The 25,472-nt window shown below is 71.9% G+C and carries 29 protein-coding genes, 1 tRNA gene and 1 pseudogene; 12 read left to right on the forward strand and 19 right to left on the reverse strand.

What is annotated here, in order from left to right; translation table 11 throughout:
• Nucleotides 1–139: 139 nt before the first annotated feature.
• The 3 genes from SPOPO_RS29555 to SPOPO_RS0113690 all read left to right on the forward strand — a co-directional run bounded on the left by SPOPO_RS29555 (nt 140) and on the right by SPOPO_RS0113690 (nt 4,523).
• Nucleotides 140–2,047 carry a peptidase M6 immune inhibitor A gene (locus SPOPO_RS29555; RefSeq protein ID WP_156869881.1) on the forward strand — a complete coding sequence of 636 codons (1,908 nt, stop codon included), beginning with the start codon at nt 140–142 and terminating at the stop codon, nt 2,045–2,047.
• A 139-nt stretch (nt 2,048–2,186) separates the two neighbouring features.
• Nucleotides 2,187–3,050, forward strand: a complete 864-nt coding sequence (htpX, locus tag SPOPO_RS0113685) for a zinc metalloprotease HtpX (RefSeq protein WP_019875389.1) — start codon at nt 2,187–2,189, stop codon at nt 3,048–3,050.
• Between the two features lie 15 nt (nt 3,051–3,065).
• Nucleotides 3,066–4,523 (forward strand): bifunctional phosphatase PAP2/diacylglycerol kinase family protein, encoded by a 1,458-nt coding sequence (locus SPOPO_RS0113690; protein ID WP_019875390.1) that lies wholly within the window; start codon nt 3,066–3,068, stop codon nt 4,521–4,523.
• Here the strand turns inward: SPOPO_RS0113690 and SPOPO_RS0113695 are convergent.
• Complete coding sequence (locus SPOPO_RS0113695; protein ID WP_019875391.1) at nt 4,520–5,146, reverse strand: PadR family transcriptional regulator; 627 nt, start codon at nt 5,144–5,146, stop codon at nt 4,520–4,522. The two genes, SPOPO_RS0113690 and SPOPO_RS0113695, sit on opposite strands and share 4 nt — an antisense overlap.
• A gap of 43 nt (nt 5,147–5,189) precedes the next feature.
• On the opposite strand from SPOPO_RS0113695, the gene SPOPO_RS29560 reads away from it, so the two are divergent.
• Nucleotides 5,190–5,771 (forward strand): hypothetical protein, encoded by a 582-nt coding sequence (locus SPOPO_RS29560; RefSeq protein WP_019875392.1) that lies wholly within the window; start codon nt 5,190–5,192, stop codon nt 5,769–5,771.
• 36 nt (nt 5,772–5,807) lie between these two features.
• Here the strand turns inward: SPOPO_RS29560 and SPOPO_RS0113710 are convergent, their stop codons facing one another.
• Genes SPOPO_RS0113710 through SPOPO_RS0113725 form a run of 4 tightly spaced genes read right to left on the reverse strand, consistent with a single transcriptional unit; the run spans nt 5,808 to nt 7,613 of the window.
• Nucleotides 5,808–6,209, reverse strand: a complete 402-nt coding sequence (locus tag SPOPO_RS0113710; RefSeq protein WP_019875393.1) for a hypothetical protein — start codon at nt 6,207–6,209, stop codon at nt 5,808–5,810.
• 9 nt (nt 6,210–6,218) lie between these two features.
• Nucleotides 6,219–6,683: a hypothetical protein gene (locus SPOPO_RS0113715; protein WP_019875394.1), complete on the reverse strand. Its 465-nt coding sequence runs from the start codon at nt 6,681–6,683 to the stop codon at nt 6,219–6,221.
• 10 nt (nt 6,684–6,693) lie between these two features.
• On the reverse strand, nt 6,694–7,128 hold the full coding sequence (locus SPOPO_RS0113720) for a PaaI family thioesterase (protein WP_019875395.1): 435 nt from the start codon (nt 7,126–7,128) through the stop codon (nt 6,694–6,696).
• The gene (locus SPOPO_RS0113725; protein WP_019875396.1) at nt 7,125–7,613 is read right to left on the reverse strand and encodes a YajQ family cyclic di-GMP-binding protein; all 489 of its coding nucleotides are present in this window, start codon (nt 7,611–7,613) and stop codon (nt 7,125–7,127) included. Before SPOPO_RS0113725 ends, SPOPO_RS0113720 begins: the two co-directional genes overlap by 4 nt.
• Before the next feature lie 132 nt (nt 7,614–7,745).
• On the opposite strand from SPOPO_RS0113725, the gene SPOPO_RS0113730 reads away from it, so the two are divergent.
• Nucleotides 7,746–7,829 (forward strand) — tRNA-Tyr (locus SPOPO_RS0113730).
• 76 nt (nt 7,830–7,905) lie between these two features.
• On the opposite strand, the gene SPOPO_RS0113735 is transcribed toward SPOPO_RS0113730, so the two are convergent.
• Together SPOPO_RS0113735 and SPOPO_RS0113740 are read right to left on the reverse strand one after the other, a co-directional pair.
• Complete coding sequence (locus SPOPO_RS0113735; protein ID WP_019875397.1) at nt 7,906–8,304, reverse strand: DUF5615 family PIN-like protein; 399 nt, start codon at nt 8,302–8,304, stop codon at nt 7,906–7,908.
• A complete protein-coding gene (locus tag SPOPO_RS0113740; RefSeq protein ID WP_028984771.1) occupies nt 8,301–8,723 on the reverse strand; it encodes a hypothetical protein in 423 nt (140 codons plus the stop codon). The genes SPOPO_RS0113735 and SPOPO_RS0113740 overlap by 4 nt, the downstream gene beginning before the upstream one ends.
• A gap of 83 nt (nt 8,724–8,806) precedes the next feature.
• Here SPOPO_RS0113740 and SPOPO_RS0113745 point away from each other — a divergent pair, with 83 nt between their 5' ends.
• Both SPOPO_RS0113745 and SPOPO_RS0113750 read left to right on the forward strand, forming a co-directional pair.
• Complete coding sequence (locus SPOPO_RS0113745) at nt 8,807–9,235, forward strand: hypothetical protein (protein WP_019875399.1); 429 nt, start codon at nt 8,807–8,809, stop codon at nt 9,233–9,235.
• A gap of 5 nt (nt 9,236–9,240) precedes the next feature.
• The gene (locus SPOPO_RS0113750; RefSeq protein WP_019875401.1) at nt 9,241–9,576 is read left to right on the forward strand and encodes a DUF5615 family PIN-like protein; all 336 of its coding nucleotides are present in this window, start codon (nt 9,241–9,243) and stop codon (nt 9,574–9,576) included.
• Here the strand turns inward: SPOPO_RS0113750 and SPOPO_RS0113755 are convergent.
• The 9 genes and pseudogenes from SPOPO_RS0113755 to SPOPO_RS0113785 all read right to left on the reverse strand — a co-directional run bounded on the left by SPOPO_RS0113755 (nt 9,560) and on the right by SPOPO_RS0113785 (nt 17,998).
• Nucleotides 9,560–10,237 carry a response regulator transcription factor gene (locus SPOPO_RS0113755; protein WP_019875403.1) on the reverse strand — a complete coding sequence of 226 codons (678 nt, stop codon included), beginning with the start codon at nt 10,235–10,237 and terminating at the stop codon, nt 9,560–9,562. The genes SPOPO_RS0113750 and SPOPO_RS0113755 overlap by 17 nt on opposite strands.
• Nucleotides 10,234–11,358, reverse strand: a complete 1,125-nt coding sequence (locus SPOPO_RS0113760; protein ID WP_156869883.1) for a sensor histidine kinase — start codon at nt 11,356–11,358, stop codon at nt 10,234–10,236. Before SPOPO_RS0113760 ends, SPOPO_RS0113755 begins: the two co-directional genes overlap by 4 nt.
• Nucleotides 11,359–11,417: 59 nt before the next feature.
• On the reverse strand, nt 11,418–13,976 hold the full coding sequence (locus tag SPOPO_RS0113765; RefSeq protein ID WP_019875405.1) for an ABC transporter permease: 2,559 nt from the start codon (nt 13,974–13,976) through the stop codon (nt 11,418–11,420).
• On the reverse strand, nt 13,973–14,683 hold the full coding sequence (locus SPOPO_RS0113770) for an ABC transporter ATP-binding protein (protein WP_019875406.1): 711 nt from the start codon (nt 14,681–14,683) through the stop codon (nt 13,973–13,975). The genes SPOPO_RS0113765 and SPOPO_RS0113770 overlap by 4 nt, the downstream gene beginning before the upstream one ends.
• A 214-nt stretch (nt 14,684–14,897) precedes the next feature.
• On the reverse strand, nt 14,898–15,251 hold the full coding sequence (locus SPOPO_RS0113775; protein ID WP_019875407.1) for a VOC family protein: 354 nt from the start codon (nt 15,249–15,251) through the stop codon (nt 14,898–14,900).
• Nucleotides 15,248–15,727 (reverse strand): MFS transporter, encoded by a 480-nt coding sequence (locus SPOPO_RS35190; RefSeq protein WP_211210898.1) that lies wholly within the window; start codon nt 15,725–15,727, stop codon nt 15,248–15,250. Before SPOPO_RS35190 ends, SPOPO_RS0113775 begins: the two co-directional genes overlap by 4 nt.
• 42 nt (nt 15,728–15,769) lie before the next feature.
• Nucleotides 15,770–16,177 carry an MFS transporter gene (locus SPOPO_RS35195; RefSeq protein ID WP_019875409.1) on the reverse strand — a complete coding sequence of 136 codons (408 nt, stop codon included), beginning with the start codon at nt 16,175–16,177 and terminating at the stop codon, nt 15,770–15,772.
• A 58-nt stretch (nt 16,178–16,235) separates the two neighbouring features.
• A pseudogene (locus tag SPOPO_RS36060) lies at nt 16,236–16,433 on the reverse strand (hypothetical protein); the annotation flags it as partial.
• A gap of 206 nt (nt 16,434–16,639) precedes the next feature.
• Nucleotides 16,640–17,998 carry an NAD(P)/FAD-dependent oxidoreductase gene (locus SPOPO_RS0113785; protein WP_019875411.1) on the reverse strand — a complete coding sequence of 453 codons (1,359 nt, stop codon included), beginning with the start codon at nt 17,996–17,998 and terminating at the stop codon, nt 16,640–16,642.
• Between the two features lie 84 nt (nt 17,999–18,082).
• Here SPOPO_RS0113785 and SPOPO_RS0113790 point away from each other — a divergent pair, with 84 nt between their 5' ends.
• Both SPOPO_RS0113790 and SPOPO_RS0113795 read left to right on the forward strand, forming a co-directional pair.
• A complete protein-coding gene (locus SPOPO_RS0113790) occupies nt 18,083–18,808 on the forward strand; it encodes a TetR/AcrR family transcriptional regulator (protein ID WP_019875412.1) in 726 nt (241 codons plus the stop codon).
• 46 nt (nt 18,809–18,854) lie between these two features.
• Nucleotides 18,855–19,748 carry an META domain-containing protein gene (locus tag SPOPO_RS0113795; protein ID WP_019875413.1) on the forward strand — a complete coding sequence of 298 codons (894 nt, stop codon included), beginning with the start codon at nt 18,855–18,857 and terminating at the stop codon, nt 19,746–19,748.
• Nucleotides 19,749–19,786: 38 nt separating this feature from the next.
• Here SPOPO_RS0113795 and SPOPO_RS0113800 read toward each other — a convergent pair whose 3' ends face one another.
• Nucleotides 19,787–20,317, reverse strand: a complete 531-nt coding sequence (locus tag SPOPO_RS0113800) for a GNAT family N-acetyltransferase (RefSeq protein WP_019875414.1) — start codon at nt 20,315–20,317, stop codon at nt 19,787–19,789.
• A 106-nt stretch (nt 20,318–20,423) separates the two neighbouring features.
• Between SPOPO_RS0113800 and SPOPO_RS0113805 the strand changes: the two genes are divergently transcribed.
• From SPOPO_RS0113805 to SPOPO_RS0113815, 3 genes are all read left to right on the forward strand, one after another.
• On the forward strand, nt 20,424–20,651 hold the full coding sequence (locus SPOPO_RS0113805) for a hypothetical protein (RefSeq protein WP_019875415.1): 228 nt from the start codon (nt 20,424–20,426) through the stop codon (nt 20,649–20,651).
• Between the two features lie 77 nt (nt 20,652–20,728).
• Nucleotides 20,729–21,361: a hypothetical protein gene (locus SPOPO_RS0113810; RefSeq protein WP_019875416.1), complete on the forward strand. Its 633-nt coding sequence runs from the start codon at nt 20,729–20,731 to the stop codon at nt 21,359–21,361.
• Between the two features lie 98 nt (nt 21,362–21,459).
• Nucleotides 21,460–23,094, forward strand: a complete 1,635-nt coding sequence (locus tag SPOPO_RS0113815) for a pyruvate, phosphate dikinase (RefSeq protein WP_019875417.1) — start codon at nt 21,460–21,462, stop codon at nt 23,092–23,094.
• Nucleotides 23,095–23,196: 102 nt separating this feature from the next.
• On the opposite strand, the gene SPOPO_RS0113820 is transcribed toward SPOPO_RS0113815, so the two are convergent.
• Both SPOPO_RS0113820 and SPOPO_RS0113825 read right to left on the reverse strand, forming a co-directional pair.
• Entirely contained in the window at nt 23,197–23,445 is a 249-nt protein-coding gene (locus SPOPO_RS0113820; protein WP_019875418.1) for an amphi-Trp domain-containing protein, read from the reverse strand.
• Between the two features lie 167 nt (nt 23,446–23,612).
• A complete protein-coding gene (locus SPOPO_RS0113825) occupies nt 23,613–25,292 on the reverse strand; it encodes a choice-of-anchor G family protein (protein WP_019875420.1) in 1,680 nt (559 codons plus the stop codon).
• Nucleotides 25,293–25,472: the final 180 nt, after the last annotated feature.

A 25,472-nucleotide genomic window follows, 5' to 3' on the forward strand; every position in this document is an offset into this window, starting at 1 on the left:
TGCTGCGGTCCCGAAATCGGCAAAACGCTCCACGGCGTACCAAGGTCGGATGCTTACACTGCGCCGAAAGTCCCGCTCGTGCGCTTCGCCCCACCCGGCGTGCGCCGAGCTTGTGCGTCAGATCGAAGGGGTCGTCCGGATGTCTCGTACCCGCAGGCCGGGAACTCGTTCGATCGCCGCGCTGAGCGCGCTCGGCCTCGCGGTGGGCCTCGCGGCCGGCCTGTCGGGCGCGACCGCGAAGGCCGACGTGCCGCTGATCGACCAGGCGCTCGCGGACCCGTTCTCCGCGGCCTCGCACGCCCTCGACCCGGGCGTCGTTGCGCACTTCCCGCACGACGCGGTCTTCAGCCTCTCGCCGGAGCTCGCCGCCCTGGTCGGCAAGGCGACGGTCAGCGCGGACGAGGCGGCAAAGCTTCTCTCGCAGCGGAACGCGAGCAGCAACCTCGCGGCGCGTCCGGGCGTCCTCCCGGCGGACACCCCCGAGGTCGGCACCAAGCGGTTGTGGCCCGCGCTCGACATGGTCGGCAAGACCAGCAGCTCGGTTCCGCCGTTCGGGTTGTACCTGAAGGAGTACACCCTCCAGGCCAAGCGCGAGAACATCGAGATCTGGGTCGCCAGCGGCACCGACGACATCTCGACCGGCACCCAGTTCCCGGCCGGGGACTGCCGTTCCGTCCAGGCCGACCCGACGGTCGTGACGCCGGCTCAGGCCCAGGCGCTGGCCGACGAGTTCCAGGACAAGCAGCTACCGATCTCGTCGAAGTACTTCTCGACCGCTCCGCCGCGGGACGGCACGAAGGGCGTCGGCCAGCTCGGCCTCCTCGGCGGGCCGGACTTCACCGGCAACGGGAACTCGGTCGTCACCCTCGTCGACAACGTGCGGGACCCGAACTTCTACGACTTCGTCAACAACCGCACCTACATCGCCGGGTTCTTCGCGCCGATCTTCAACCTCATCACCGACCGCAACGTGATGACGATCGACGCCTTCGACTGGCAGCACCGCACCGGGCCGAACCCGAAGAACGAGCCGGACGAGGACATCTGCAAGTCGCGCCCGGCGCGCCCGCGGACGTACGAGAGCGTCTTCATCCACGAGTACCAGCACCTGCTGCACAGCTACACGAACCCGAACCCCTCGCCGGTCGGCCTGCCGTTCCGCAGCGAGGACCTCTGGATCAACGAGGGCCTGTCGGACATGGCCCCGATGTTCGCCGGCTACGCGGACCCGAGCATCACGGTCGACCGGATCGGGGCCGAGTCGCACATCTTCTGCTTCCAGGGCTACGGCGAGAAGAAGGGGAAGGGCAACGCCAACCCCAACTACTGCGGTGGTCCGGAGAACTCCTTGACGTTGTGGGAGGACCAGGGCGGCAATTCCGACATCCTGGCCGACTACGGCAACGCCTGGTCGTTCATGATCTTCCTCCACGACCGGTACGGCCCGGAGATGATCTCGGCGCTGCACCGTGACCCCGAGTTCGGTCTGGTCAGCCTGCAGAACCTGCTGAACGAGTTCGGCGAGGGCGTGGACGCCTACGACGTCCTGCACGACTTCCAGCTGATGAACCTGCTCGACAACATCGTCAGCGCGAAGGGCGTGAAACTGACCGGCGCCGACAAGGCGCGGATCACCTCGACGCGGCTCAAGGCGCAGCTCAACTACCGCTACAAGGCCGCCTACGCGGCGCCTGGCGCCGCCCCGAACGGCGCGGACTACGTCGAGCTCCTCGGCCCGAACGGTGCGCTGGCCGGCAAGGACCTCAAGTCGCTGGCCTTCGTCGGCCCGGCGACGGGGCCCGGCGACGTGCCGGTCGAGAACTGGGTGGTCCGCCTGGTCGGCATCGACGCCAAGGGCAAGCGGGTCCTGGTCCGGTCCTTCGACAACGCGACCAACCTGACCCTGGGCGCCGCGGACCTGAAGGAGTTCGCTCCGTTCAAGACGGTGATCGCCGTGGTCAGCGTTGACGACCTGGTCGGCGCCCACTCCGGCTACGTGCCCTACACCCTGACCGTCAACGACCAGCTCCAGCCCGGCGGCGCCTGAGCCGGTCCTCCCCCCGGCGGGGCTCCCGCGGTAGAACTGTGCAGCTCGCGGAACGTCGGCCAGGTTCTGTGCGTTGTGCCTGGCAGAGACGCTTTCGGGTAGAGCGGCAGCGCTCCACCACGGGATGGGAGAAACGTCGATGCACGGCCACCGGCACTACAACGGGTTGAAGACGGCCGCCCTCCTCGGGCTGCTCTCGGCCATGTTCATCGGGGCCGGGGGGCTCCTGGCGGGCACCACCGGTCTGGTCCTGGGCGGTCTGCTCGCCCTGGCGATGAACGGCTACGCGTACTTCAACAGCGCGAAGCTCGCGCTCCGCTCGATGCACGCGCGTCCGGTCAGCGAGGCCGAGTTCCCCGCGCTGTACCGGATCGTCCGCGAGCTCTCGACGCAGGCGAAGCAGCCGATGCCCGCCCTGTACATCTCCCCGACCCAGGCCCCGAACGCGTTCGCGACCGGGCGCAACCCGCGCAACGCCGCGGTCTGCTGCACCGAGGGCATCCTCGGCCTGCTCGACGAGCGGGAGTTGCGCGGCGTGCTCGGCCACGAGCTCGCCCACGTCTACAACCGCGACATCCTGATCTCCTCGGTCGCGGCCACGATCGCCGGCGGCATCGTGATGATCGCCAACCTCGCGTTCTTCCTCCCGACCGGCGGCGACGACGACCGTCCGAACCCGCTCGTCGCGCTGCTGATCATGTTCCTCGGCCCGCTCGCGGCCGGCGTCATCCAGATGGCGATCAGCCGCTCCCGCGAGTACCAGGCCGACGCGTCCGGCGCGGAGCTGACCGGTGACCCGCTCGCCCTCGCGAGCGCCCTGCGCAAGCTGGAGCACGGCACCCAGGCCGCGCCGCTCCCGCCGCAGCCGTCGCTGCAGACGACGAGTTCGCTGATGATCGCCAACCCGTTCCGGGGCGGCGGCATCTCCAGCCTGTTCTCCACCCACCCGCCGATGGCCGAGCGGGTCCGCCGGCTGGAGGGCATGGCCGGCTACCGGCGCTAGCCCTCGGCCTCGCAGGTGCCCTGGCCGCGTCTGGACGACGCCCTTTTCGCCCGCTGGCACCGGACCGAGACGCCGCGTCTCGACCGGGTCCTGCCGCCCCTGTCCCGGGCGGCCGACCACGGGGTGCTCTGGCTCGGCGTCGCCGGTGTCCTGTGGGCGTCGGGGCGGCCCGAGCTGCGGCGGGCCGCGCTGCGCGGGCTCGGCGGGCTGGCGCTCGCGAGCGCCGCGACCAACGGCCCCGGCAAGTGGCTGACGGCGCGGCCGCGGCCGGCCGGGGACGTCGTCACCGTCGCCCGGCGGCTGGTGCGGCCGCCCCGGACCTCGTCGTTCCCGTCCGGGCACTCGGCCTCGGCGGCCGCCTTCGCGACCGGCGTCGCGCTGGAGCAGCCCGGAGTCGCGGTCGGGGTCGGGGTCCTTGCCGCCGGCGTGGCGGCCTCCCGCGTCCACACCGGGGCGCACTACCCCGGTGACGTCCTCGCCGGCCTGGCCGTCGGTGCGCTCGCAACCTACGGGCTGGCGCGTGTCTGGCCGCCGCGGTCCCCGGCCGACCCGGTCGAGCGGGCCCCGGCCGCGGATGTGCCGGCGGCGCCGGACGGGTCCGGCGTCGCGTTCGTCGTCAACGCCTCGGCGGGCGACGGCGAGGGGGAGATCGCGGCCGAGATCCGGAAGGCGCTGCCGTCGGCGACCGTGCGCGAGCTCGGGCCGGACGAGGACGTCCCGGCCGTGCTCGCCGAGGAGGCGCGGAAGGCGCGGGTCCTCGGCGTCGCCGGCGGGGACGGGACGATCAACGCTGCGGCCGCGGTGGCGCTCGAGGCCGACCTGCCCCTGCTGGTGATCCCGGGCGGGACGCTCAACCACTTCGCACGTGACCTCGGCCTGAGTTCGGTGGAGGACGCGCTGGAGGCGCTCCGCACCGGGGAGGCCGGCTGGGTCGACGTCGGGGGAGTCGAGGTCGACGGGCAGTGTCAGGTCTTCCTCAACACCGCAAGCCTCGGTGGCTACTCGGAGATGGTGCGCGCCCGCGAGCGGATGGAGCAGCGGCTCGGGAAGTGGCCGGCGATGGTCGTGGCGCTCGGCCGCGTGCTGCGGCGCTCCGATCCCGTCGAGCTCCGGATCGACGGCCGGGACCGGCGGGTGTGGCTGCTGTTCGCCGGCAACTGCGTCTACTCCCCGCCCGGGTCGGCGCCGTCGTGGCGGGACCGGCTCGACGACGGGCTGCTCGACGTCCGGTTGGTCGACGCGACCCAGCCGATGGCGCGCACCCGGCTCGTGACCGCCGTCCTCACCGGCCGGCTCGAGCGGTGCCCGGCGTTCGAGGCGTGGACGGCCGAGTCCCTCGACGTCGAGGCCCGGTCCGGACCCCTGCGGCTGGCCCGCGACGGCGAGGTCGGCGACCCCGCCCGGACGTTCCGGCTGGGCAAGGCGGGGCGGCTGCGGGTGTACCGCGGCGGGTCGGAGTCGGGGCTGTTCTAGCGGCCGTAGGTCCGCACGACGCGTTCCATCCGCGCGCGGGTGGCGTCGTCGACCCCGATTCGGGTCGTGGACTTCCAGTCCTCGACCTCCGCGGCCAGGGCGGTGCAGCGCTCGTCGAGCAGGCCGAACAGGTCGGCGAGCAGTTCCCCGACCATCGCGTTGAGGTGGGCGCGCTCGGGGAAGGCGCCGGTGTCGTCGAGGTAGTGCGCGAAGACCTCGACGACCCGGTCGACCGCGGCGCGGGCCTCGTCGGCGGCGGTGCGCAGCGTCCGCGTCAGCTGCTCGGGGGTGCCGGCGTCGGCGAACCAGACCCGCAGCAGCGCCTCGGACTCGAGGTTGGTCGCCCCGGGCGGCTGGTCGAGCCAGGCGCGCAGGGCAGCCCGGCCGTCGGCGGTGATCGTGTAGCGGTTGCGCGTGCGCTGGGGCCCGGCCGGTTCGGCGGTGACGTCGGCCCAGCCGAGGCGGACCAGGCGCTGCTGCTCGCGGTAGAGGTTCGCGGCCGACGCGGGCCACACGTGGGACAGGCTGTGCTGGACCTGCTGGGTGAGTTCGTAGCCCGTCCAGGACCGCACGGAGAGCAGGCCGAGCAGGGCGTACGTCATGGCGTTGACCGGGCGGCTCATCACCCTCACACTACTCTCATTGAGACCAAATCCGGAGGCTGGGATGGAACCGGCGACGTTCGGCAAGATCAGCGAGACCCGCACCGGCGTCGTTCACGACCTGCCGTTGCTCGACGAGATCCTCGACCCCTACCGGGAGGGTCTCGGCATGGGCTACTGGGGCTACCGGGCGCACTGCTACCGGATGGTCAACTGGGCCCGCTTCGTCACCCGGCCCGAGCCGTACCGCGAGGAGAAGCTCGCGATCATGACCGTGCTGCACGACGTCCCGTTCTTCCTGACCCAGGACCTCGACTACCTGCCGGCCGCGTGCGACCTCGCCACCGACTACCTGGCCTCGATCGACCGGGTGGAGTGGACCGAGGAGATCCACCTGATGATCAACAACCACCACAAGATGCGGACCTATCACGGCCCGTACGCGACCCTCGTCGAGGCCTGCCGCAAGGCGGACTGGATCGACGTCACCTTCACCAAGGTCCGCTTCGGCATCCCGCGCCGGTTCGTGGTCGAGGTCCGCGCGACGTTCCCGATGAACGAGGCCTACAAGGCGGTCGCGATGCCGGCAATCGCGAAGTACGCGGCCGGTCACCTGAGCCGGCCGTTGCCGATGATGCGCTGGTGATCCGCGGCCCGGCTCAGGCCCGGCCGCGGGTCAGGCTCAGAGCCGCGGGCAGAGGTCCTTGCGCAGCGTCCGGACGATGTCCTTCGCGGTGGCCTCGTCGACCTTCACCGAGCCGGTGCTGAAGCGCTTGCGGGCCTCGGCCGCGGCCTGATTGGCGGTCTGATTCTCGATCGCGGCGCAGACCGCGCGGGCCTGGACCAGCGCGCGGCCGGGGTCGCGGGCGAGGTCTGGGTCGATCGCGGCCAGGGCGGCGACGGCGACCGCCTCGACCGCCTTCTGCTGGGCCTGCGCCCCCGCGTTGCGGGCGGCGTCCTGGGCCCGCGAGATCGGGTCGTCGTCGTCCCCGCACCCGGGCAGGACGCAGAGGGCGGCGGCGATCAGCGTGACCGCGGAGCGGCGTGGGACGGAGCGGCGTGAGGTGGTGCGTCGGGTGCGCATAGCCGCGACCTAGGCCGGTTCCGGTGCCGCGGTGGGGGTCAGCAGCGGACAGATCTTCAACCGGAGGATGCGCACGGCGTCCTCGGCGACCTGGCCCTCGGCCTTGAAGTTCTCGTTGCTGAACCGCTTGCGGACCTCGGCCTTGGCCGCTTCCTCGTCCTTGCGGTTGATCTGGACGCAGACCGCGCGGGCGTCCTCGGTCGCCTGCTTCGGGTCTGCCGCGAGATCCTCGTTGATCCCGCCGCAGGTGAACCGGATCGTGCAGAGGGCGCCGAAGAGGGCGTCGACGGTCGCGCGCTCGATCGACTCCTGCTGCAGCTGCTCGCTCTGCTCGCGCGCGATCTCCTGCGCCGACTTCTCGGGCTCGTCGTCGCCGCAGCCGGCGAGGGCGAACGCGGTGAGGGCCGCGGCGAGGGTCAGCGCGGCGCGGCGGCGCGTGGTGCGGCGGCGCGGGGGGCGTGAGGACGTGGGCATAGGGCGAAACCTAACTCGGCCGGGTGATGATCATGGTGGCGGTTCCGTGGCCGATGACGCGCCCGTCGGGGTCCGTCACCGTCGCCGCCGAGCTCCCGACGCGGCGGGTGACGCTCAGCGAGCGTCCTTCCGCCCGCAGCAGGGTCCCGGCCGCGACGGGGCGGATCATCTTCACGGCCAGGTCGAGCGTCACGCAGTCGACGCCCTGCTCCAGGTGGCTCGCGATCGCGCTTCCGGTCACCGAGTCCAGGAACGCGGCCAGGTAGCCCCCGTGCACCGCCCCGCGGGAGCTGAGGTGCCGCTCGTCCGGTCGGCCCTCCCAGACCACCCGCCCGACCTCGGCCTCGACCGGCCAGAAGCTGAGCGTGTTCGCCATCGAGTGCTCGTAGTCGCCGTCGATCCAGTCCAGCAGGACCTGCAGACCCGACCGGCTGCCGAAGCTCACCGGTAGTTGACGAACTGCAGCGCGAAGTCGAAGTCCTGCTCCTTGAGCAGGGCGATGACGGTCTGGAGGTCGTCGCGCTTCTTGGAGGTGACCCGAAGCTGGTCGCCCTGGATCTGCGCCTGCACGCCCTTCGGGCCCTGGTCGCGGATGACCTTGGAGACCTTCTTCGCGTTGTCCTGGGAGATGCCTTCCTGGATCGTGGCGAAGATCTTGTACTCCTTGCCCGAGAGCTGCGGCTCCCCGGCGTCGAGGGCCTTCAGGGAGATCTGACGCTTAATCAGCTTCTCCTTGAAGACGTCGAGGATCGCCTTGACACGGTCCTCGGACTCGGCCTTCATCTCGATCTTCTCGCCGGACCACTTGATCTCGGCGCCGGTGTTCTTGAAGTCGAACCGTTGGGTCAGCTCACGGCTCGCCTGGTTGAGGGCGTTGTCGACCTCCTGGCGGTCGACCTTGCTGACGACGTCGAACGACGAGTCGGCCACGGCGGTACCTCTTTCGTGTTGCTCCGGCGGCGGGACGGGCGGGGTATCTGGCTGGTCAGGCCCCGCACGCCCTGAGGTATCCTTCCAAACCGCCGCGGGGGCCCGGTTCACCGGACCGGCAGTCGCGGCACTGGCAGATTGCCCGAGCGGCCAATGGGAGCGGACTGTAAATCCGTCGCGAAAGCTACCCAGGTTCGAATCCTGGATCTGCCACCAGCAAGACCGATGAGCCCCTGGCCTGCACGATTGGGTCGGGGGCTCGCTCGTGCGAGGCTCCTGGGCCCCGCCCGCTTCAGCGCAGCCATTCCCCGTCGGTCCGGGGCAGGTCAGCGGCGAGCCAGTTCCGCAGGGCGTGGTGCAGCGGGGTGGGGTTGCGCCGGGAGCGGGGGAAGCGGCGGGCGCTGGTGAACAGCACGCGGAGCGCAGCTTCTCGGTCCGTCTGCTGTCGCACGAGCGGAGCGAAGTCGCGGACGTTCTCGGTCACGATCCGCCGGTTGTTCTCGCTCGCCCAGCGCGCGAGCTCCGGATCGGAGGCGCTCGCCAGCGACGCATGTGCCACGACGGCGAGGACGTCGAACCCGTCGTTCGTCAGGGCCTCCGCCAGCGTGGGGGCGAACATCTCGTCCAGCAGCAGCGCTTCCGGAACGTGCTTCTTCGCGGGGCGGCGCGGCCTACCGGAGGTGGCGCTCACGCGAGCAGGGCCTGGCGACGTTCCCATTCCTGCTCGGCGGCGAGTGAAGCGGCCTCAGCGTCAGTGATCCAAGCGGCGATCTCGTCGGGGTAAGCGCTCCAGTAGCCGATCCCGGCCTGCACGGCGTTCGCCGGGATCGCGAAGGTCTCGGCGGCGGCGCTGACCGCGGCGGCTCCGCGTTCATCGATCTCCTGGAGGAACTTCACCAGCTCCCACACGTCCGGGCCGACGAGGAGCGCCGGACGCCGTCCGGCCGGCCCGTCGCGGAACACGATGCCCGGGTGCTCGGCCATCCGCAGGCCCTCATCGACGAGTCGCTGGGCCAGACCGGAGGGGGTCGCGCCGGGGATCGCGGCGGCGTGCCGGCGCAGGGCGGCCAGCACCTCAGCGTCGAACCGGATCGACAGGGGCGTCGCCATGTAGTCAATGTAGCGCAACACCTACGACCGATTCGGCGACGGCGTACTACACTTGCGGTACGTTGCGATCGCAAGGAGTTGCCGTGCCCCCGTCCCGCGCCACGTCCTACCGGTTGGACCCGCAGGTGAAGGACGCGCTTGAGGCGCAGGCCCGCGCGGAGGGCATCAGCGAGCGTGCTCTGTTGGAGCGGCTGGTCCGAGAGGGTCTGGCCACGCTCCGGCATCCCGGCATCGTCTACCGCGACGGACCGAGCGGTCGGCGTGCGGCGCTGGCTGCCGGCGCGGACGTGTGGGAGATCGTCTCGGCGCTGCGGCACACCAAAGGTCGCGAGGCCCAGCGGATAGCGCAACTCGCCGAGCAGTTCGGCGTGCACCCCACCCAGATCCGGATCGCCCTGGACTTCGCAGCAATGCACCGGGACGAGATCGACGAGCGGGTTGCGGCCAACGACGCCGCGGCCGAGCAGGTCCGCCTGCTCAGTGAGGGGCGCGCCAAACTCATGGCGTCCTGAGCGTCGTGCGTTTCCTCATCGACGAGATGTTCCCCGCCGCCACCGTGGAACTGCTGACGTCGAAAGGCCATGACGCCGTGCACGTCATCGAGCGTGGCCTGGGTGCGCGCCCGGACGCGGAACTCGTGGCGTTGGCCAAGGCCGAATCGCGAGTGCTGGTGACGGAGAACGTTCAGGACTTCGCGCTGGCCCCGCAGATCGCGGTCGCATGTGTCCTGAAGTCTCGCCTGCGCGTCAAGGCCATGGCTGTCGACCTCGCCGAACTCCTGGACAGCTGGGCCGCCGGGGACCCCGAGCCTCTGCCGGGGCTGTACTGGCCGCCGGTCACTCCCCAGGGCTGACGAGTCCGGTCTCGTAGCCGATGATCACGAGCTGGGCGCGGTCGCGGGCGTTCAGTTTGCCGAGAATGCGGCTGACATGGGTCTTCGCGGTGAGCGGGGACATGTAGAGCGTCTCGCCGATCTCGGAGTTCGTCCTGCCGCGGGCGACCTCGGCGAGCACCTCGCGCTCGCGCTCGCTCAGGACGTCGAGGGGGCCGGCCTCCCCGGGCCGGCTGGTCGGCCGGCGGACGAGGTCGGCGACCAGCCGCTTGGTCATCGCCGGGGAGATGAGGACGTCGCCCTCGGCCGCGGCGGCGATCGCCTCGAGCAGCAGCCGGGGCGGGGTGTCCTTGAGCAGGAACCCGGAGGCACCGGCCTTCAGCGCCTCGTAGACGTAGTCGTCGAGGGCGAAGGTGGTGAGGACGAGCACCTTCGTGCCGCTGAGCCGTTGGTCACCGCAGATCGCGCGCGTCGCCTCGAGCCCGTCCATGCGCGGCATGCGAATGTCCATCAGCACGACGTCGGGACGGGTGCGCCGGGTCTCGGCGATCGCCTCCGAGCCGTCGGCGGCCTCACCAACGATCTCGATGCCGGGCTCGTTCGCGAGCAGCGACGCGAACCCCCGCCGCACCAACTCCTGGTCGTCGGCGAGCAGTACCCGAATGTCGCGCCGCCCGGTCATGACTGCCCCCCGTCCGGCCGGGAGTAGGGCACGAACGCCTGCACCGTGAACCCGCCCGCGGTGGGTCCGGCCGAAACGGTGCCCCCGAGGAGCTCCGCGCGCTCGCGGATCGCGATCAGACCGATCCCGGTGCCCCGCGACGGCACGCGTGCGGTGGCCGGGGCGTCGTTCGTGACGGTGACGTGGACGCCGTCGGCCGCGTGCTGGAGCCGGACGACCGCGGGGACGTCACCGGCGTGCCGGGCGACGTTGACCAGGCACTCGTGCACGATGCGGTTCACCGTCACCACGGTGCTCTCCGCGATCCCCGCCGGGTAGTGCCCGTCCTCGACCACCTCGATCCCCGTCGAGCGTCCGGCCGCCGTGGCGACGACCTCGCGCAGGTCGGCGTCGGCGGGCACCGGGCGGAGCGGCACGGCGTCGTCCGACCGGAGCAGCCCGAGCAGGGATCGCAGCTCGTCGAGCGATCGCCGGCCGGTGTCGTTGATGTCGACGAGCGCGGCGTGAGCGGCGGCGGGGTCGCGCTCGAACACGTGGGCGGCCATGCCCGACTGCACGGTGATCGCCGACAGCGAGTGGGCGACGATGTCGTGCAGGTCGTACGCGATGCGCAGGCGTTCGGCCTGCAGCCGCTCGGCGACCTCGCGCTCCACGGCGTCGGCCCGGCGCCGCTGGTTGGACCGATGGGCGTCGGCGGCGGCGATCGGGAGCAGGAGAACCGCGGCGTCCGTGGCCCAGTCGAACCAGAACGGGTCGTCCCCGACCGCCGCCCCGCAGCCGGCGACGACGACCGCGACGGCCGATCCGAACCAGAGCACCGAGCGGTCGTCGCTGCGACGCACCAGACCGAACAGCGCCACGGCCAGCAGCGGCCGCAGCGCGATGGGGCCGGCCGTCCACGCCAGCGTGACGACGTCCAGCGCGCCGACCGTCACCACCGCGGCCCGCCCGAACGGCCCGCGGAGGGCGAGCAGCAGCCCCGCGGCGCCGGCCGTGATCGCGACGCCGCCGACCTCGGCCTCGACGTCCGGATCGCCGACCAACGCGAGGATCGACACCGCCGCCGCGGCGAGGAGCGCAACGAGCTCGCCGCGACCGATGCGGTGCTCCGTCGACGTCACGGCTCGATTGTCGTCGGGACCGAGGGCGGGCGCGTACTCCCGCGGGAGGTGTCTGCGCATCAGCGGGCCCGGCTGACCAGCTCCAGGGTGGGCACCCGGGAGACGCGGAACGCGGGCCACGCCGCCGCGGCGACGCTGGCGGCGACCGCGACCACGAGCGTCCCGACGAGCTGGGTCCACGGCACGACGACGGACGGGATGTCCGCCCCGCCGACGACGTCGAGCAGTGCCCAGCCGAAACCGACCGCGACCGCGATGCCGATCGTTGCCGCGACGAACGACAGCAGGGCCACCTCCAGCCGCACGATGCGCCGCAGCTCCCGGCGGGTCGCGCCCACCGCTCGCAACAGCCCGATCTCCCCGGCCCGTTCGCTGATCGCGAGCGCCGTGGTGTTCGCGACCCCGAGCAGGGCGATGACGCTCGCCAGCAGGAGCATCCCGTTGATGAAATTGCGGAACGCGTCGATCTCGCCGCCGCTGTTGGCGATGTGTTCCGCCCGGGTCTCGAGGAACGACCCGGGGGTGGCCCGGACCAGCGTCCGCACGTTCTCCGCCGCCTGCGCCCCGTCCGCGAGGTCGACGAACACCAGCGCGTCGAGCAGGCCACCGACCGCGGCGTCGAGCGTCGCCGCGTCGACGAAGTAGGCCGGGGCGTCGAAGCCGCCGGTGCTCCGCGCGAGCACAGCGACGATCGGCGCCTCCAGCGTCGAGCGTTCGAACTCGATGACCACGGTGTCGCCGAGCCGCGTGGGGTCGCCGCTGACCACGGCCACGCCACCCACGCCACCGCGCTCGGCCGCGCCACCCGGCGTGCGCAGGGCGGCGAGGTCGCCGGCGATCGGGTCGAGGTCGAACAGGGTGGGCAGCGCCTCCGGGTCGATGCCGCCGACCGCCTCGGGTTCTCCGGCGACGATCCCCTCCGCGATCGAGAGCGCGGCGACGGCGTCGACGTCGGGTTCCTCGGCGATCCGGCCGGCCAGGGTGGGGTCGATCGTCGGGAAGTCGGCGGTCGCCGACGTGACGACCAGGTCGGCCCGCAGCCCCTCCCGCACGTCCGTCCCGAGCGCGCTCGTCAGCGAGCTCGCGACGATCGCGAACATCGTCACCATCGCGGTGCCGAGCATGAGCGCGAGCGCCGTCGACGCCGATCGACGGGGGCTCGCAGCCAGGTTGCCGGCGGCGATCGACCCGCACACACCGGCGGTGCGTCGCGCCACCGGAGCGCTCCAGCGCGCGGCGGCGGTGACGATCGCCGGGCCGCACAGGACGAGCGCCGGGACGATGGCAGCGGCGAGCACGAGCCACAGCGCGCTCGTCCGTGCCACCGCGACCGCTCCGCCGGCGATCGAAGCGGTGGCGAGCACGAGTCCGATCGCCGTCCGCGGGCGGCTCACGCCCCGGGCCTCCGCCGCGCTCTCACGCAGCGCCTCGATCGGCGGCGTCGCCGCCGCGCGGCGAGCCGGGATCCACGCCGAGACCAGCGTCGCGCCCACCCCGACCGCCGCGGCGATCGCGATCGAGGCCGGGCTCACGACCGCCGGCCCGGTGAGCAGGCTGACTCCGGACAGGCCGACGAGCCACCGCAGCAGGCTCACGCCGGCGATGCCGCCCGCCAGGCCGACCAGCGTGGCGACGGTGCCGATCAGCGCTGCCTCGACCACCACGCCACCGAGCACCTGACGTCGGTGCGCACCGATCGCCCGCAGCAGCCCCGATTCCCGCCGGCGGCGGGCGACGGTGAGCGCGAACGTGTTGAAGATGATCGTGACGCCGATCAGCACGGCGACCACGGCGAAGGCCAGCAGGACCACGTTCAGGAACTGCAGCGGTGAGGTCGCGGCGTCCTGCATCGTCCGGACGTACTCCGGTGCGTCCGCGACCTCGGCGTCGGGCAGGGCGGCCAGCCGGTCGAGCACCGCGGCCCGGTCGGTGTCGTCCGCGACGTCGACCAGGACCTCGGTCGGTGCGTCGAGGCCGAGCCACTCGGACGCCGCGCCGTCCGGCAGCAGCACCGTGCGCTGCAGCGGTGCCGCGTCCGCGGCGGCGAACGTCGCGATACCGGTGACGGTCGCGTCGTGCATCCCGGTCGCGGTCAGGACCTGCACCACGTCGCCGGGCGTCACGCCGGCGTCGCGGGCGAGCGCGCGGTCGATCGCGATCTCGCCGACCTCGGTCGGTGCCCGTCCGTCCGCGAGCCGGAACGGATTGAGCGCCGACACGGAAACCCAACTGCGGCCGACGTCGCTCGCGGTGCCGGTTCCGACGGACGACCCGTCGACGACGAGCTTCGCGAAGCCGGTCCACTGCGGGGCGGCTTCGGCGACGCCGTCGACGGCGTCCACCTGGCCGGTGATGTCGGGACTCAGCGATCGCCGGAGCGACCCCCCGAGTTCTCCGGTCCCTCCGTCGGACTCGCCGAGGACGACGCCCTGCACCACGGCGTCCGTACCGGCGAACGCATCGGCGATGTCGCTCGCCGCTCGGCCACGCATCGAGTCGGACAGCACCAGCGTCGCGAGGAGGAACGCCACCGACAGCGCGATCGCCGTGCCCGTGAGCACGAACCGGCTCCGGCTCGCGAGCACGCTGCGGGCCGCGCTGCGCGCCATCCGGATCATCGGCCCAGGCCCTTCATCACGTCGAGCACCGCGTCGGCCGACGGGCGATCCACCACGTCGTGCACCCGGCCGTCGACGACGAGCACGACGTGGTCCGCCCAGGCCGCGGCGTTGGGGTCGTGAGTGACCATCACGATCGACTGGTGATGCTGATCGACCGCTGACCGGAGGAAGCCGAGGATCTCCTGGCCGGTCCGCGTGTCGAGGTTGCCGGTGGGTTCGTCGGCGAAGACCACCTGCGGCTGGGCGACCAGCGCGCGGGCGACGGCGACGCGCTGCTGCTGCCCGCCCGAGAGCTCCATCGGCCGGTGGTGCAGCCGATCGCCGAGACGCAGCAGCGACACCACCTGATCGAGCACAGCGGGGTTCGGCCGGATGCCCGACAGCGTCATCGGCAGGCAGATGTTGTCTCTGGCCGTGAGCGTCGGGACCAGGTTGAACGACTGGAACACGAACCCGATCCGCTCACGCCGTAGGACGGTCAGCTCGCGGTCGTTGAGCGTCGAGAGATCGGTGTCGCCGATGAACGCGCGGCCCGACGTCAGCCGATCCAGCCCGGCGGCGCAGTGCATCATCGTCGACTTGCCCGAGCCGGACGGGCCCATCACCGCCGTGAACTTCCCCGCGGGGAACGCGAGAGTGACGTCGTCGAGCGCGGCGACAGTCGCGGGTCCGGACCCGTAGTGCTTGGTGGCGCCGACGAGCATGGCGGCAGCGCCGTCAGTGGTGGGGGACGGCGCTGTCCCGAACGATCGGTCGAGGGCGGCGGAAGGTGGCGGTGGGTACACGACGGCTCCGATGAGTGGGTGGTGTCCCACCACGGTGGCGTCGGCCGGCGGCGGCCGCGTCCACCCTCAAGAGGCGCCGTGTACTCCTGCGGGAGTAGATGAGCGACCGAACGAACGAGCCGGGGCGACCCGGCTAATCCGTCGGAGCGGCGACGCAGAACTCGTTCCCGGCGGGGTCGGCGAGGACGGTCCACGCGAACCCGGGGAACTCGTGCTCGCCGAGGACGGTCGCCCCGAGCCCGACGAGTCGCTCCACCTCCGCGGCCCGGTCGGTGCAGTGGAAATCGAGGTGGACGCGGTTCTTCCCCGTCCGCGGCTCCGCGACCCGCTGGAGACCGAGGTACGTCCCCCCGCCGGCGGGCTGGAGCGACACGAACTCCCCGTCGTAGTCCTGGCCGATTTCGTAGTCCAGCGCCGCGGTCCAGAAGGTCGCGAGGGCGCGGGGGTCCGGGCAGTCGATCGTGACACCGGCGGTCGAAAGGCTCATGACCGCACGCTAGTCCGGTGCAAGGCGAGCAGGATCGCCGCGGCGAGGGTGGCGGCGCCGAGAAACCCGGTGGTGAGGGAGGTCCGGTCGGAGATCGGGCCGAGGAGCAGGGGCGAGGCGAACTGCCCGAGGAAGACGGCGGTGCCGCTCAGTGCGGTCAGGGTGCCGCGGAGCTCCGGGGGAGAGGCGTCGCCGATGAGCACTGTCAGGGTCGGCATCGACATACCCATCCCGACGCCGAAAAGAGCGGACGCGACGACGACGAACGCGACGTGGTCGGTGCCGGCGAGGAGCAGGAACGAGGCGGTCCAGATCGCGAACGTCGACCGCAGGACCTGACGGTGGGTGAGCTGCTGCCGGATCCGGCCGTAGACGAACCCCATTGCGATCATCGTGACCGAGACTCCGAGGCCCAGGACGGCGATGGAGAAGCTGTCGGAGACGCCGAGCTCGTCGATCCGCAGCGGCAGGAACACCACTTGCGCGTAGAGCAGGACACTTGTGCTCGCGAACAGCCCCTAGTAGCCGAGCAGTGCCCGGTGGCGGCGGGCGACGCCCAGCGCCGTGCGGATCCCGGCGGCGGGGCGGTGAGCGGGGCGGTCGTCCGGCAGTGCGCGGAGCGCGGCGGCGCCGACGCCCACGCCGACCAGGTACACCCCGAACGGGGCGTGCCACGACAGCGTGCCGAGGGCGCCGCCGATCAGCGGCCAGCTCAGCGCCCCGACCGCGGTGGCGCTGGTGCGCCAGCCCATGACCCGGTCCTGGGCCGCGCCGCGGAAGAGGTTGAGCAGACCGACCGTGCTGCCGGTGAACACCAGTGCGGCCCCGAGCCCGAACAGCACCCGCGACGCCAGCAGCGCGGGGTAGCTGTCGGTGAACAGACCAGCGCCTCCGGCGAGGCCGTAGACCGCGAGGCCGATCGCCAAGGGTCCGCCGCACTCCGTGCCGGTCGATGAGTGCGCCCGCCACCGGGCTCACGAGCGCGATCACCAGACAGTGCGCGGTGAGCAGCAGGCCGGCCTGCGTCCCGCTCAGGCCGAGGTCGTCACGGATGACCGCGATCACCGGCGAGATCACGGTTGTCGCCATCACCGTCAGCGTCGAGGCGAGGAGCAGGACGGTCAGCGCGCTCCGCTGACCGATCGTCAGGGTGGCCGGCTCAGTGGCCGTCGCCGCCCTCATGCCGCGCTCGCGCCCGCGAAGCTGACGGTCTCCCAATGCGCGACGGTGGGGCCGAACCGGCCCTCGCGAGTGTTGCCGCCGACGACAGCCGGACGAAATCTCTCCATGTGTCGCGACGGTAGAAGCTGAAGTGAACTTCAAGTCAAGCGCGTCGCGAACGTCCGAAGATGTGGCTGCTATTGCAGCCACATCTTCGGACGCAAGGGTCAGAGCGAGGTGGCGCGGTTTCTCGCGGAGGCGGTACGCCGACGCTCGAAGAGTGCCAGCTCCTTGCGCCGCGCCACCTCGCGGCCGATGTCGCGACGCAAGGTGCGCGCGACCCCACCCCGGGACGTGGTGGGGTCACGCAACGCGATCGCGATCCAGCGGGCGAGCCGCGACGGCGTGAAGACTTCGTCGGCGTTCCGTTTGCGGGAGAAGACGTCGAGCACCTCGCTGGGGCCGCCGGGGCGGTCGGCGAACCAGGCGTAGGCGGCGTGCTCGATGGGGGAGACGTGGTCCGGAAGCCCGAGCCCGTTGGCCCACTGGTACATCGGCAGGCACTGCTGGTCACGGTCGTGCTCCCAGGCCTGCAGGGCCGAGGCCAGCTGCACCGGGTGGTCGAGCACCGGGGCGACGCGCTCGCCGAGCAGGCGCCCGAACCGCAGGGCGTCGCGGATGCCCTGGGCGGTGACGGGATCCTTGAAGTGCCCGGCGTCGCCGGCCAGGGCCCAGCCCGGGCCGGTCGAGTGGCGGAAGTAGGACGGGTGCTCGAACGAGCAGCGGACGTTGCTCTCGCGCTCGCAGCCGACCAGCCGCTCGCGCAGCTGCTCGATGCTCGCCACCGTCTTCTCGTAGGTCTCGACGGACCGCTCACGGAACTCCTGCGCCCGGGACGTGGGCGGCATGAGCAGTACGACCGACTGCCCGCCGTCGCAGGGGAAAACCGTGACCAGGTCGTCGTCCTGCCGCCACTGCATCGCGCGGTCGCGCAACTCGGTGCGCGGGTCGCGGTAGTAGGCGTAGGCCATCATCCGGCCGTTGGGCCACTGGTGGTGCTCGGTCGTGCCCACCAGTCGCCCGACCGTGGAGCGCCGGCCGTCGGCGCCGATCACGAGCTGAGCCTCGATGGTGCCGGTGCGTCCGTCGTGGTCGGTCCACTCGACGCCGGTCACGCGGCCGGTCCCGTCGCGCAGGAGGCCCGTCACGCGGGTGCGCTCGCGCACCTCGGCGCCGGCCTCGCGGGCGGTCTCGATCAGCGCCAGATCCAGGCCCGGCCGTCGCACGCAGGACCCGAAGGCGAAGCCCTCGTAGTCGGTGTACGGGCCGAGGACCTCGGTGCGCGCCGTGCCGATGCCCGCGATCGGGTGCAGCGGGGGATCGAGCGCCATCACGCGGTCGAGCGCGCCGAGCGCCGCGACCTCGGCCCAGTGGTTCGGGAAGAACAGGTGCGTCGACAGCGTGTCGGACGGGAACGCCGCGACGTCCAGCGCGATCACCGACCGGCCCCGACGGGCGAGGGCGATCGACGCGGCCGACCCGGCGCAGCGGGCGCCGACGACCACGACCTCGGTGCGTTCGCTCATGGGCGACAGACTGCCCGGTCCGGGGAGTGTTTTGCAAGACCGTTCAGTGAATGAATCTGTCTAAAAATCACTTAGACTTCCGGGATGACCGCCGAGCCCGTCGTGCGCGACACCAGCGCCGCCGCCCGTGGTGAGCGGCGCCGGGCCCGCACGCGGACGGCGATCCTCGACGCGGCGGAGGAGGTCTTCCGGGGCCGCGGGTACGACGCCGCCCGCGTGGAGGAGATCGCCGAGCGGGCCGACATGTCCGTCGGCTCGATCTACCAGCACTTCGAGGGCAAGCGCGGGCTCTACCTGACACTGGTCGACCGGGCGCTGGAGCTCTTCACCGCCTACATGGCGCGCAGCGAGGACCCGGCCTTCACACCGTTGCAGCGCGTCCTCGCCGGCGGGGACGCCTACCTGCGCTTCCACCGCGACCACCCCGGCGCGTTCCAGTTCCTCGCCTACCGCGCGCCGGGCGACGACGCGCTCGCCGAGGACGACGCCCTCGAGGCGCGCGTGCGCGACCGCGTCGGGCTCCTGCTCGACCGCTTCGCCCAGCAGATCGACGCCGCGATCGAGGCCGGGGAGGCCCGCCCCGTCGACAGCGTCCGGATGACCCGCTTCCTCTGGGGCGCCTGGAACGGCGTCATCAGCCTCGGGTTGCAGCCCGACGGGCTCCGCCTGTCCGAGGACGAGATCACCGAGACCCTGGAGCTCGCCCGCTGGCTGCTCCGGGAGGGCATCGCGGCCCCGACTTTGCGGGACTCCTCCGGCGAGGTCGGCGACCGGGTCCCGTTGCCGTACATCGCCGCTGCCGAGGAGTGAACGAACCGCGGCGCTCGTCCGTCCTCTCCCTGACGAAGGGGAGGACATGAAGCGCCGTACCGCGATCGCCGCCGGGCTGAGCCTGGCTCTCGCCGTCCTGGCCGGCTGTGCCGGCGACGACGACACCGTGGCCGAGGAGCCCGGGGCGACGTCGTCGCCACCCGCCGCGGCCGAGGTTCTCCCCTCCCAGCTGGTCGGGACGTGGGAGGTCGAGGGCGCCGGCGTCGAGCCGGGGACGATGCTGATGTTCACCGCCTCCGAGGTCCGCGTCTTCGTGGAGTGCGGGCTGCTCGACGGGTCGTGGAAGGCCCTCGTCGGCGGGGCGTTCCTCGCCGATGCCTACAGCGCGTCCGGCGGCTGCCGGCCGACGAACAACAACTTCACCCCGGCCTGGCTGGAGGGCGCGACCGAGTTCGCCCTCGACGGCGACGACCGGGAGCTCCGCGACTCCGCGGGCGCGCTGCTCGCCTCCCTCGAGCCCGCCAGCCGGCGCCCGAACGTCCCGAGCAACGTTATTGAGAGTCATGGCGACCCGCCGGTGCTCACCGACGCCGAGCGAGCGAAGCTCGACCGGATGCCGCCCGCGTTCCCGGCCGGAATCCGTCCCGCTGAACGGTCCGAGCTGCTCGGCACCTGGGTTCGGCCGGGGGAGTCGGCCGACGGCGACAACTGGCCGTTCGTCACCTTCCAGGCCGACGGCCGGTGGACCGGCTCCGACGGGTGCAACGGGCTCGGCTCGCGCTGGGCGTTCGCCGACGGCGCTCTGCTGCTCGTCGACTTCGCGCAGACGCTGATCGGCTGCGAGAACGTCAACCTGCTCGGCGACGCCGTCCTCGCCGGGTTCGACGGCTCGACCCTCGTCCTCCTCGACGAGAACGGGACCGAGACCCACCGCGCCGTCTCGGGCCCGGCCCCGAAACGCCCTACGTCCCGGGGTTAGCGGCCGGCCTGCCTCCAGAAGGGGTGTCACCCCCACTGTTACGGAAGGGATTTGACCAGGACCGCGAAGGCGAGGTCGTCGCGGCGGGGGAGGCCGAATCGCTCGTCGCCGTAGGGAAACGGGCGGGTCTCGCCGGTCGGGGTGTAGCCGCGGCGGGCGTACCAGGCGATCAGGTCCGAACGCTGGGCGACGACCGTGAGCTCCATCCGCGTCGCGCCGAGACCGCGGGCGTGGGACTCGGCGTGGCGGAGCAGGGCGTCGCCGAGGCCAGCCCCCTGCGCGGTGGGACGGACGGCGAAGGTGCCGAAGTACGCGGTCCCGTCCCCGCGGTCGGTGACGACGCAGCAGCCGAGCGGGCCGGCGTCGTCCTCGGTGAGGAACAGCGTCGTCCCCGGATCGGCGAGTTCGGCGCGGAGCATGTCCTCGTCGATGCGGTTGCCGTCGAGCAGGTCCGCCTCGTGGGTCCAGCCGGCGCGGCTGTCCTCGCCCCGGTACGCGGAGTGGATCAGACGCTGGAGGCCCGGGACGTCCGCGGCGGTCGCGACGCGGATCGGCGGTGGGGTCGGCACGCCGACAGTCCTATCAGGGGCCGATGAGGGGTGATTTCCGCCCGATTTCGTCCCCACTTGGGCGGGAGGCGGCGAATGAGTGAGACTTCCGAGAGACACTGGAGTCATGAAGCCTCGTCGCGCCGCCGCACCCCGGTCGTTCTCCAGCCCGCTCGACCGGGCCCCGGAGGTCGCCCCCGAGCCTCAGGTCTTCGAGCTCGACGACCAGGTCTCGCACGACCAGCACGGGCTCGGTGTCGTCTCCGCCGTGGAACCCACCAGCGTCGTCGTCACCTTCCGCGAGGGGGAGCGGCGCCGCTTCCAGCTTCCGTGCGCGAAGCTCTACCGCCTCTGAACCCCGGATCGGGGCCCGATCGCCGCGTTTGTGACGCCCGACATACCGCGCAAATGGTCGTGCGGCAAAATACCCGGATGGACACTTCCTCCCCCCGCCTGCTCGTCCTGCACGCACTGCGTCTCTCCGGCTTTCTGTCGGTGGAGAAGCTCGTTCACCGCACCGGTCTCACCGAGGACCAGGTCACCGAGGTCCTGACGGCGGCGGCCGCCGCCGAGGAGGTCAAGGAGCGCACCGGTCGCATCAGCGGCTGGATGCTGATGCCCGCCGGCCGTGAGGCGCACGCCGCGCTGCTGGCCGAGGAGCTCGCCGCCTCCGGGGCCAAGGCCGAGATCGAGCGGCTCGACGAGAAGTTCGTCGCGCTCAACGAGCCGTTCAAAACCCTGTGCACGCGGTGGCAGATCATCGGCGACCCCGAGACCGGGACGCCGAACGACCACTCCGACGCCGCCTACGACCAGGCCGTCATCGCCGACCTCGCCGCCGCCCACCCCGGCGTGATCGAGCTGTGCGGCGAGCTCACCGCGGCGCTGCCCCGCTTCGGCCGCTACGCCCGGGACTTCGACGCGGCGCTCGCGCGCGTCCAGGCCGGGGAGCTCAAGGCGTTCGCCGCTCCGATGAACGAGAGCTACCACGACGCCTGGATGGAGCTGCACCAGGACCTGCTCAGCACGCTCGCCCGTGAGCGCACCGCTGCTGACGGTCACTAGTTGCTCGATCGTTCTGTCTGGACATACTGTCTGACAGATTGAGCCGGCCGTCTGCCGACGGCACGTCCACGTTTCTCTTCCTTGACAGGAGTTTCCGCATGGCCGCAGCGCCGGAGGTCTACGCGTTCGACCACCCGCACGAGGCCCCGCCGCGCACGCTCAAGGACCTGCTCGGCGGCAAGGGTGCGGGCCTGGCGGAGATGACGTCGGTGCTGAAGATGCCGGTGCCGCCCGGGTTCACCATCGCGGTGCCGGTCTGCCGGGCGTACCGCGCCGGCGGCTGGCCCGACGGGCTGACCGACGCGATCGCCGAGCACCTGGCGAAGCTGGAGGCGACGCTGGGCCGCACGTTCGGCGACCCGGCCGACCCGCTGCTGCTCGCCGTCCGCTCCGGCGCGGCGTTCTCGATGCCCGGGATGATGGACACCGTCCTGAACCTGGGCCTGAACGACGAGACCGTCGCCGGCCTCGCGGCGGCCTCGGGCGACTCCGAGTTCGCCTTCGACTCCTACCGCCGCTTCCTGATGAGCTACGCGAACACCGTCCTCGGCGCCGAGCTCAAGGAGCCGGCCGAGGCCCACGACGCGAACGCCTCGGCCGCGGCGAAGCTCGACGCGGTCAAGGCGCTGCTGGCCGGCGCGAACGTGCTCGTCCCGTCCGACCCGCGCGAGCAGCTGCGCGGCGCGGTCGAGGCCGTGTTCAAGTCCTGGGACTCACCGCGGGCCAAGGCCTACCGGGCCCGGGAGAACATCGACGAGAACCTCGGCACCGGCGTCAACGTGCAGGCGATGGTGTTCGGCAACTACGGCGACACCTCCGGCACCGGCGTGGTGTTCACCCGCAACCCGAACACCGGCGAGAACAAGGCCTACGGCGACTTCCTCCCGCGTGCGCAGGGCGAGGACGTCGTCGCCGGCATCGCCCGTACCCTCGACATCTCCGAGCTCGGCACCCACCTGCCCGGCACCGACACCGTGCTCGCGCAGCACCTCGCCGAGCTCGAGAAGCACTACCGCGACATGTGCGACGTCGAGTTCACGATCGAGCGCGGGAACGTCTGGATCCTGCAGACCCGCGTCGCCAAGCGCGGCGCCGTCGCGGCCGTCCGCGCCGCGGTGCAGATGGTCGACGACCCGGTCATCGCGCTGACGAAGGCCGAGGCCGTCGCCCGCGTCACCCCTGAGCAGCGCGAGGCCGCTCGCGCCGAGATCCTCGCGGGCGTCGCCGCCGGCGCCTCCGGCGGTCCGCCCGTCGCGACCGGCCTGGGCGCTTCCCCGGGGTGTGTGCACGGCAAGGCGATCTTCAGCGCGGACGAGGCCGCGGACGCCGCCGACGCCTCCGACGAGCCGATCATCCTCGTCCGCGAGGAGACCAGCCCCGAGGACGTCCACGGCATGGGCGTCTCCGCCGGCATCCTCACCAGCCACGGCGGTCTGGTCTCCCACGCCGCCGTCGTCGCCCGCGGCTGGGGCATCCCCGCCGTCGTCGGCGCCGGCGACCTGACCGTCACCGAGGACGCCGCGCTCGGCCCCGACGGCAACGTCCTGTTCCGCGCCGGCGACGTCATCACCATCGACGGCAAGACCGGCGAGGTCTGGCTCGGCCGCCACACCGACACGGATTCCTGCGCCGACGGTGACGCCGACGGTGACGCCGCGGCCGCGGGCGAGGCCGCCCTCGCCCGCGAACTCCCCGAGCTCGCGATCCTGGAGTCCTGGGCCGCGGAGGCCTGATCTCCGGGTCGGCCCGGGCCGACGTCAAGAAAGGGTGACACCCCTTACTGCGGAGTAAGGGGTGTCACCCTTTTTTGACAGGGGTCGACGGGGCGGGTGAGGTCAGACGGCGTCGTCGGAGTCGGGTTCCTCGACGTCGGCGAGCTTCCACTTCAGCTGGAACTCGACCTCCTCCTCGTCACCCTCCCGCTCATGCTCGACGCTGATCTCCGCGGAGCGGGGGACGGTGAACCGTTCGCCCGCGACCTGGATGCGGAAGGGCTTGCCCGACTCCAGCGCGTCCGCCAGGCGGCGGAGCTTCGCCGCGAACTCCGGGACCGTGTAGTTGCGTTCGACATCGCGATCAGCCATGGCCACATCCTGGCGTACGCCCCGGCCTTAAAGGGGACGGCCCGCTCGCACGGGGAGCGAGCGGGCCGTCCAGGGCGGCTTCACACTGAAGGAAGCCGCCCGGGCCGCGGACACCTTCGCGGCCGTATCGGGGTGAAGCAGGTGGTGCTGGCGGTGTCGGTCTCTCCCTAGCGGCGGGCGTGCCGTCCCCCACCGCTGCGGGCACGACCGCGCGGGGCGGCGTGCGCACCGGCGGTGCGGGTGCCCATCCGGTTCGACCCGGCGGTGGCGGCCGCGCCGGCGAGCAGCAGGCCGAGGCCGGCCGCCGCGAGCGGGGCGGAGTCACCGGCGCCGGTGTCCGGCAGCGGCGTGCCGTCGCCGGTCGAGTCGCCGTCGTCCTCGTCCTCGGTCTCCTCGCCGGCCACGACGCCGGAGCCGGGGCCGACCGTCGCCGAGGCGAGGTTGACCGTGGCCAGGCCGTCGCCCGCCGCCGCCTTGGTGATGCCGGCGCCGTCGGGGAGCACACGGATCTGCAGCGCGCGCTGCGTGAACGCGCCGCCCGACTTGCTCTGCACGTTGACCCGGATCGAGAGGACGTCCTCGAGGACGTCGAAGATCGGGTCGAGCAGCGTGCCGCCGACCTGGGTCAGCAGCTGCTGCACCGGCTGCAGGACGGTGGAGAGCACCTGGTTGAGCGTCGGACGCAGGGCCGCGAGCAGGTCGTCGACCGGCAGCGCCTCGGTCAGGCCGCCGAGCAGCGACGCCTCACCGGTGATCGAGATGTCCTCGAACGCCGCGGTGATGTCGTCGAGGAGGTCGTCGACGACGCCCTGGACGAGGTTGCCGACGTTCTCGACGACCGCGTTGAGGATCAGACGGACGAGCTCGGTGTTCGGTGGCAGGTTGTTCAGGTCCAGGCCGAGCTGCTTGAGCAGCGCCTCGACGTCGACGGTGATCTTGCCGTTCGACAGATCGATCGCGATCGCGCCCTTGGCGACCGTGAGGTCCTGGCCGGAGACGATGTCGGAGAGCACCGGCAGGTTGGCGACGTCCAGGTCGACCCCGGTCAGGTCGCCGAGCAGACCTCCGAGCAGGCCGTCGAGCAGGTCGCTGAGCAGCGTCGTCAGGTTCAGCCCGTTCAGCACGCCGTCCAGACCGGCGAGCGCGCTCTGGCTGTCCGACAGGTCCAGACCACCGAGCAGACCGGAGAGGATCGGGCTCTGGAGGGTGAGCTTGAGGTCGGCGATGTTGTAGTCGCCGGTCTGCTTGCCCTTCTCGCCCTTGCCCTGGGTGGCGCTGGCGGAGATCGCGCCGACGGAGAGGTCGAGGTCGACGAGGCCGCCGATGAGGTCCTCACCGAGGGTGGAGCCGAGCAGGGCGCCGAGGTCGAGGTCGGCGTTGGAGGCCGGGACGTCGTCCTTGCCGGACACCGCGATCGCACCGGAGTCGGTGACCGCGCCGGAGGCGCCGACGGCGCTGCCGTCCTTCTTGGCGATGGCGGCCTGGTTCACGGCGCCGAGCTTGAGCAGCCCGTTGCCCTTGAGCAGGTTGATCGGCCCGAGCGGGACGTCGAGCGAGTTCAGCAGGCTCACGCCGAGCGGGTTGAGCGCCTTGACGACGTTCTGGTCGCCCTTGTTGGACGCCGCGGCGTTGTCCAGCTTGACCAGCTGGTCCAGGTTGATGCCCAGGGCGGACCCGGACAGGAAGACGCCCTTCGACTGCGAAACGGGCTTCTCGGCGGCGGAAGCGACGCCGGAACCGGCGACCACGGCGCCGGCCGACATGACCGTGGTGACGCCGAGGGCAACGCCCTGGCGGGTGCGGCTCGGGATCTGCCGCTTGTGACGGGGCTTGCTCTTAGCGGGCACGCGAACTCCTCAGGTGTCTCGAACTGGCTGAGGTGTCGGAGCGTCAGGTGCTCGGCTTGAGGGCCCGAGCGGCCGGAATTTCCTTGCGGGGCAAGGCAAACGGCCCCAGTGCCCGATTTGGGAACTGGGGCCGCGTCACCTTGTCCGGATTGGTCCGGACGGGCGGAGTTTGTGCGTGAG

It is taken from the genome of Sporichthya polymorpha DSM 43042, assembly GCF_000384115.1.
Lineage (GTDB): Bacteria > Actinomycetota > Actinomycetes > Sporichthyales > Sporichthyaceae > Sporichthya > Sporichthya polymorpha.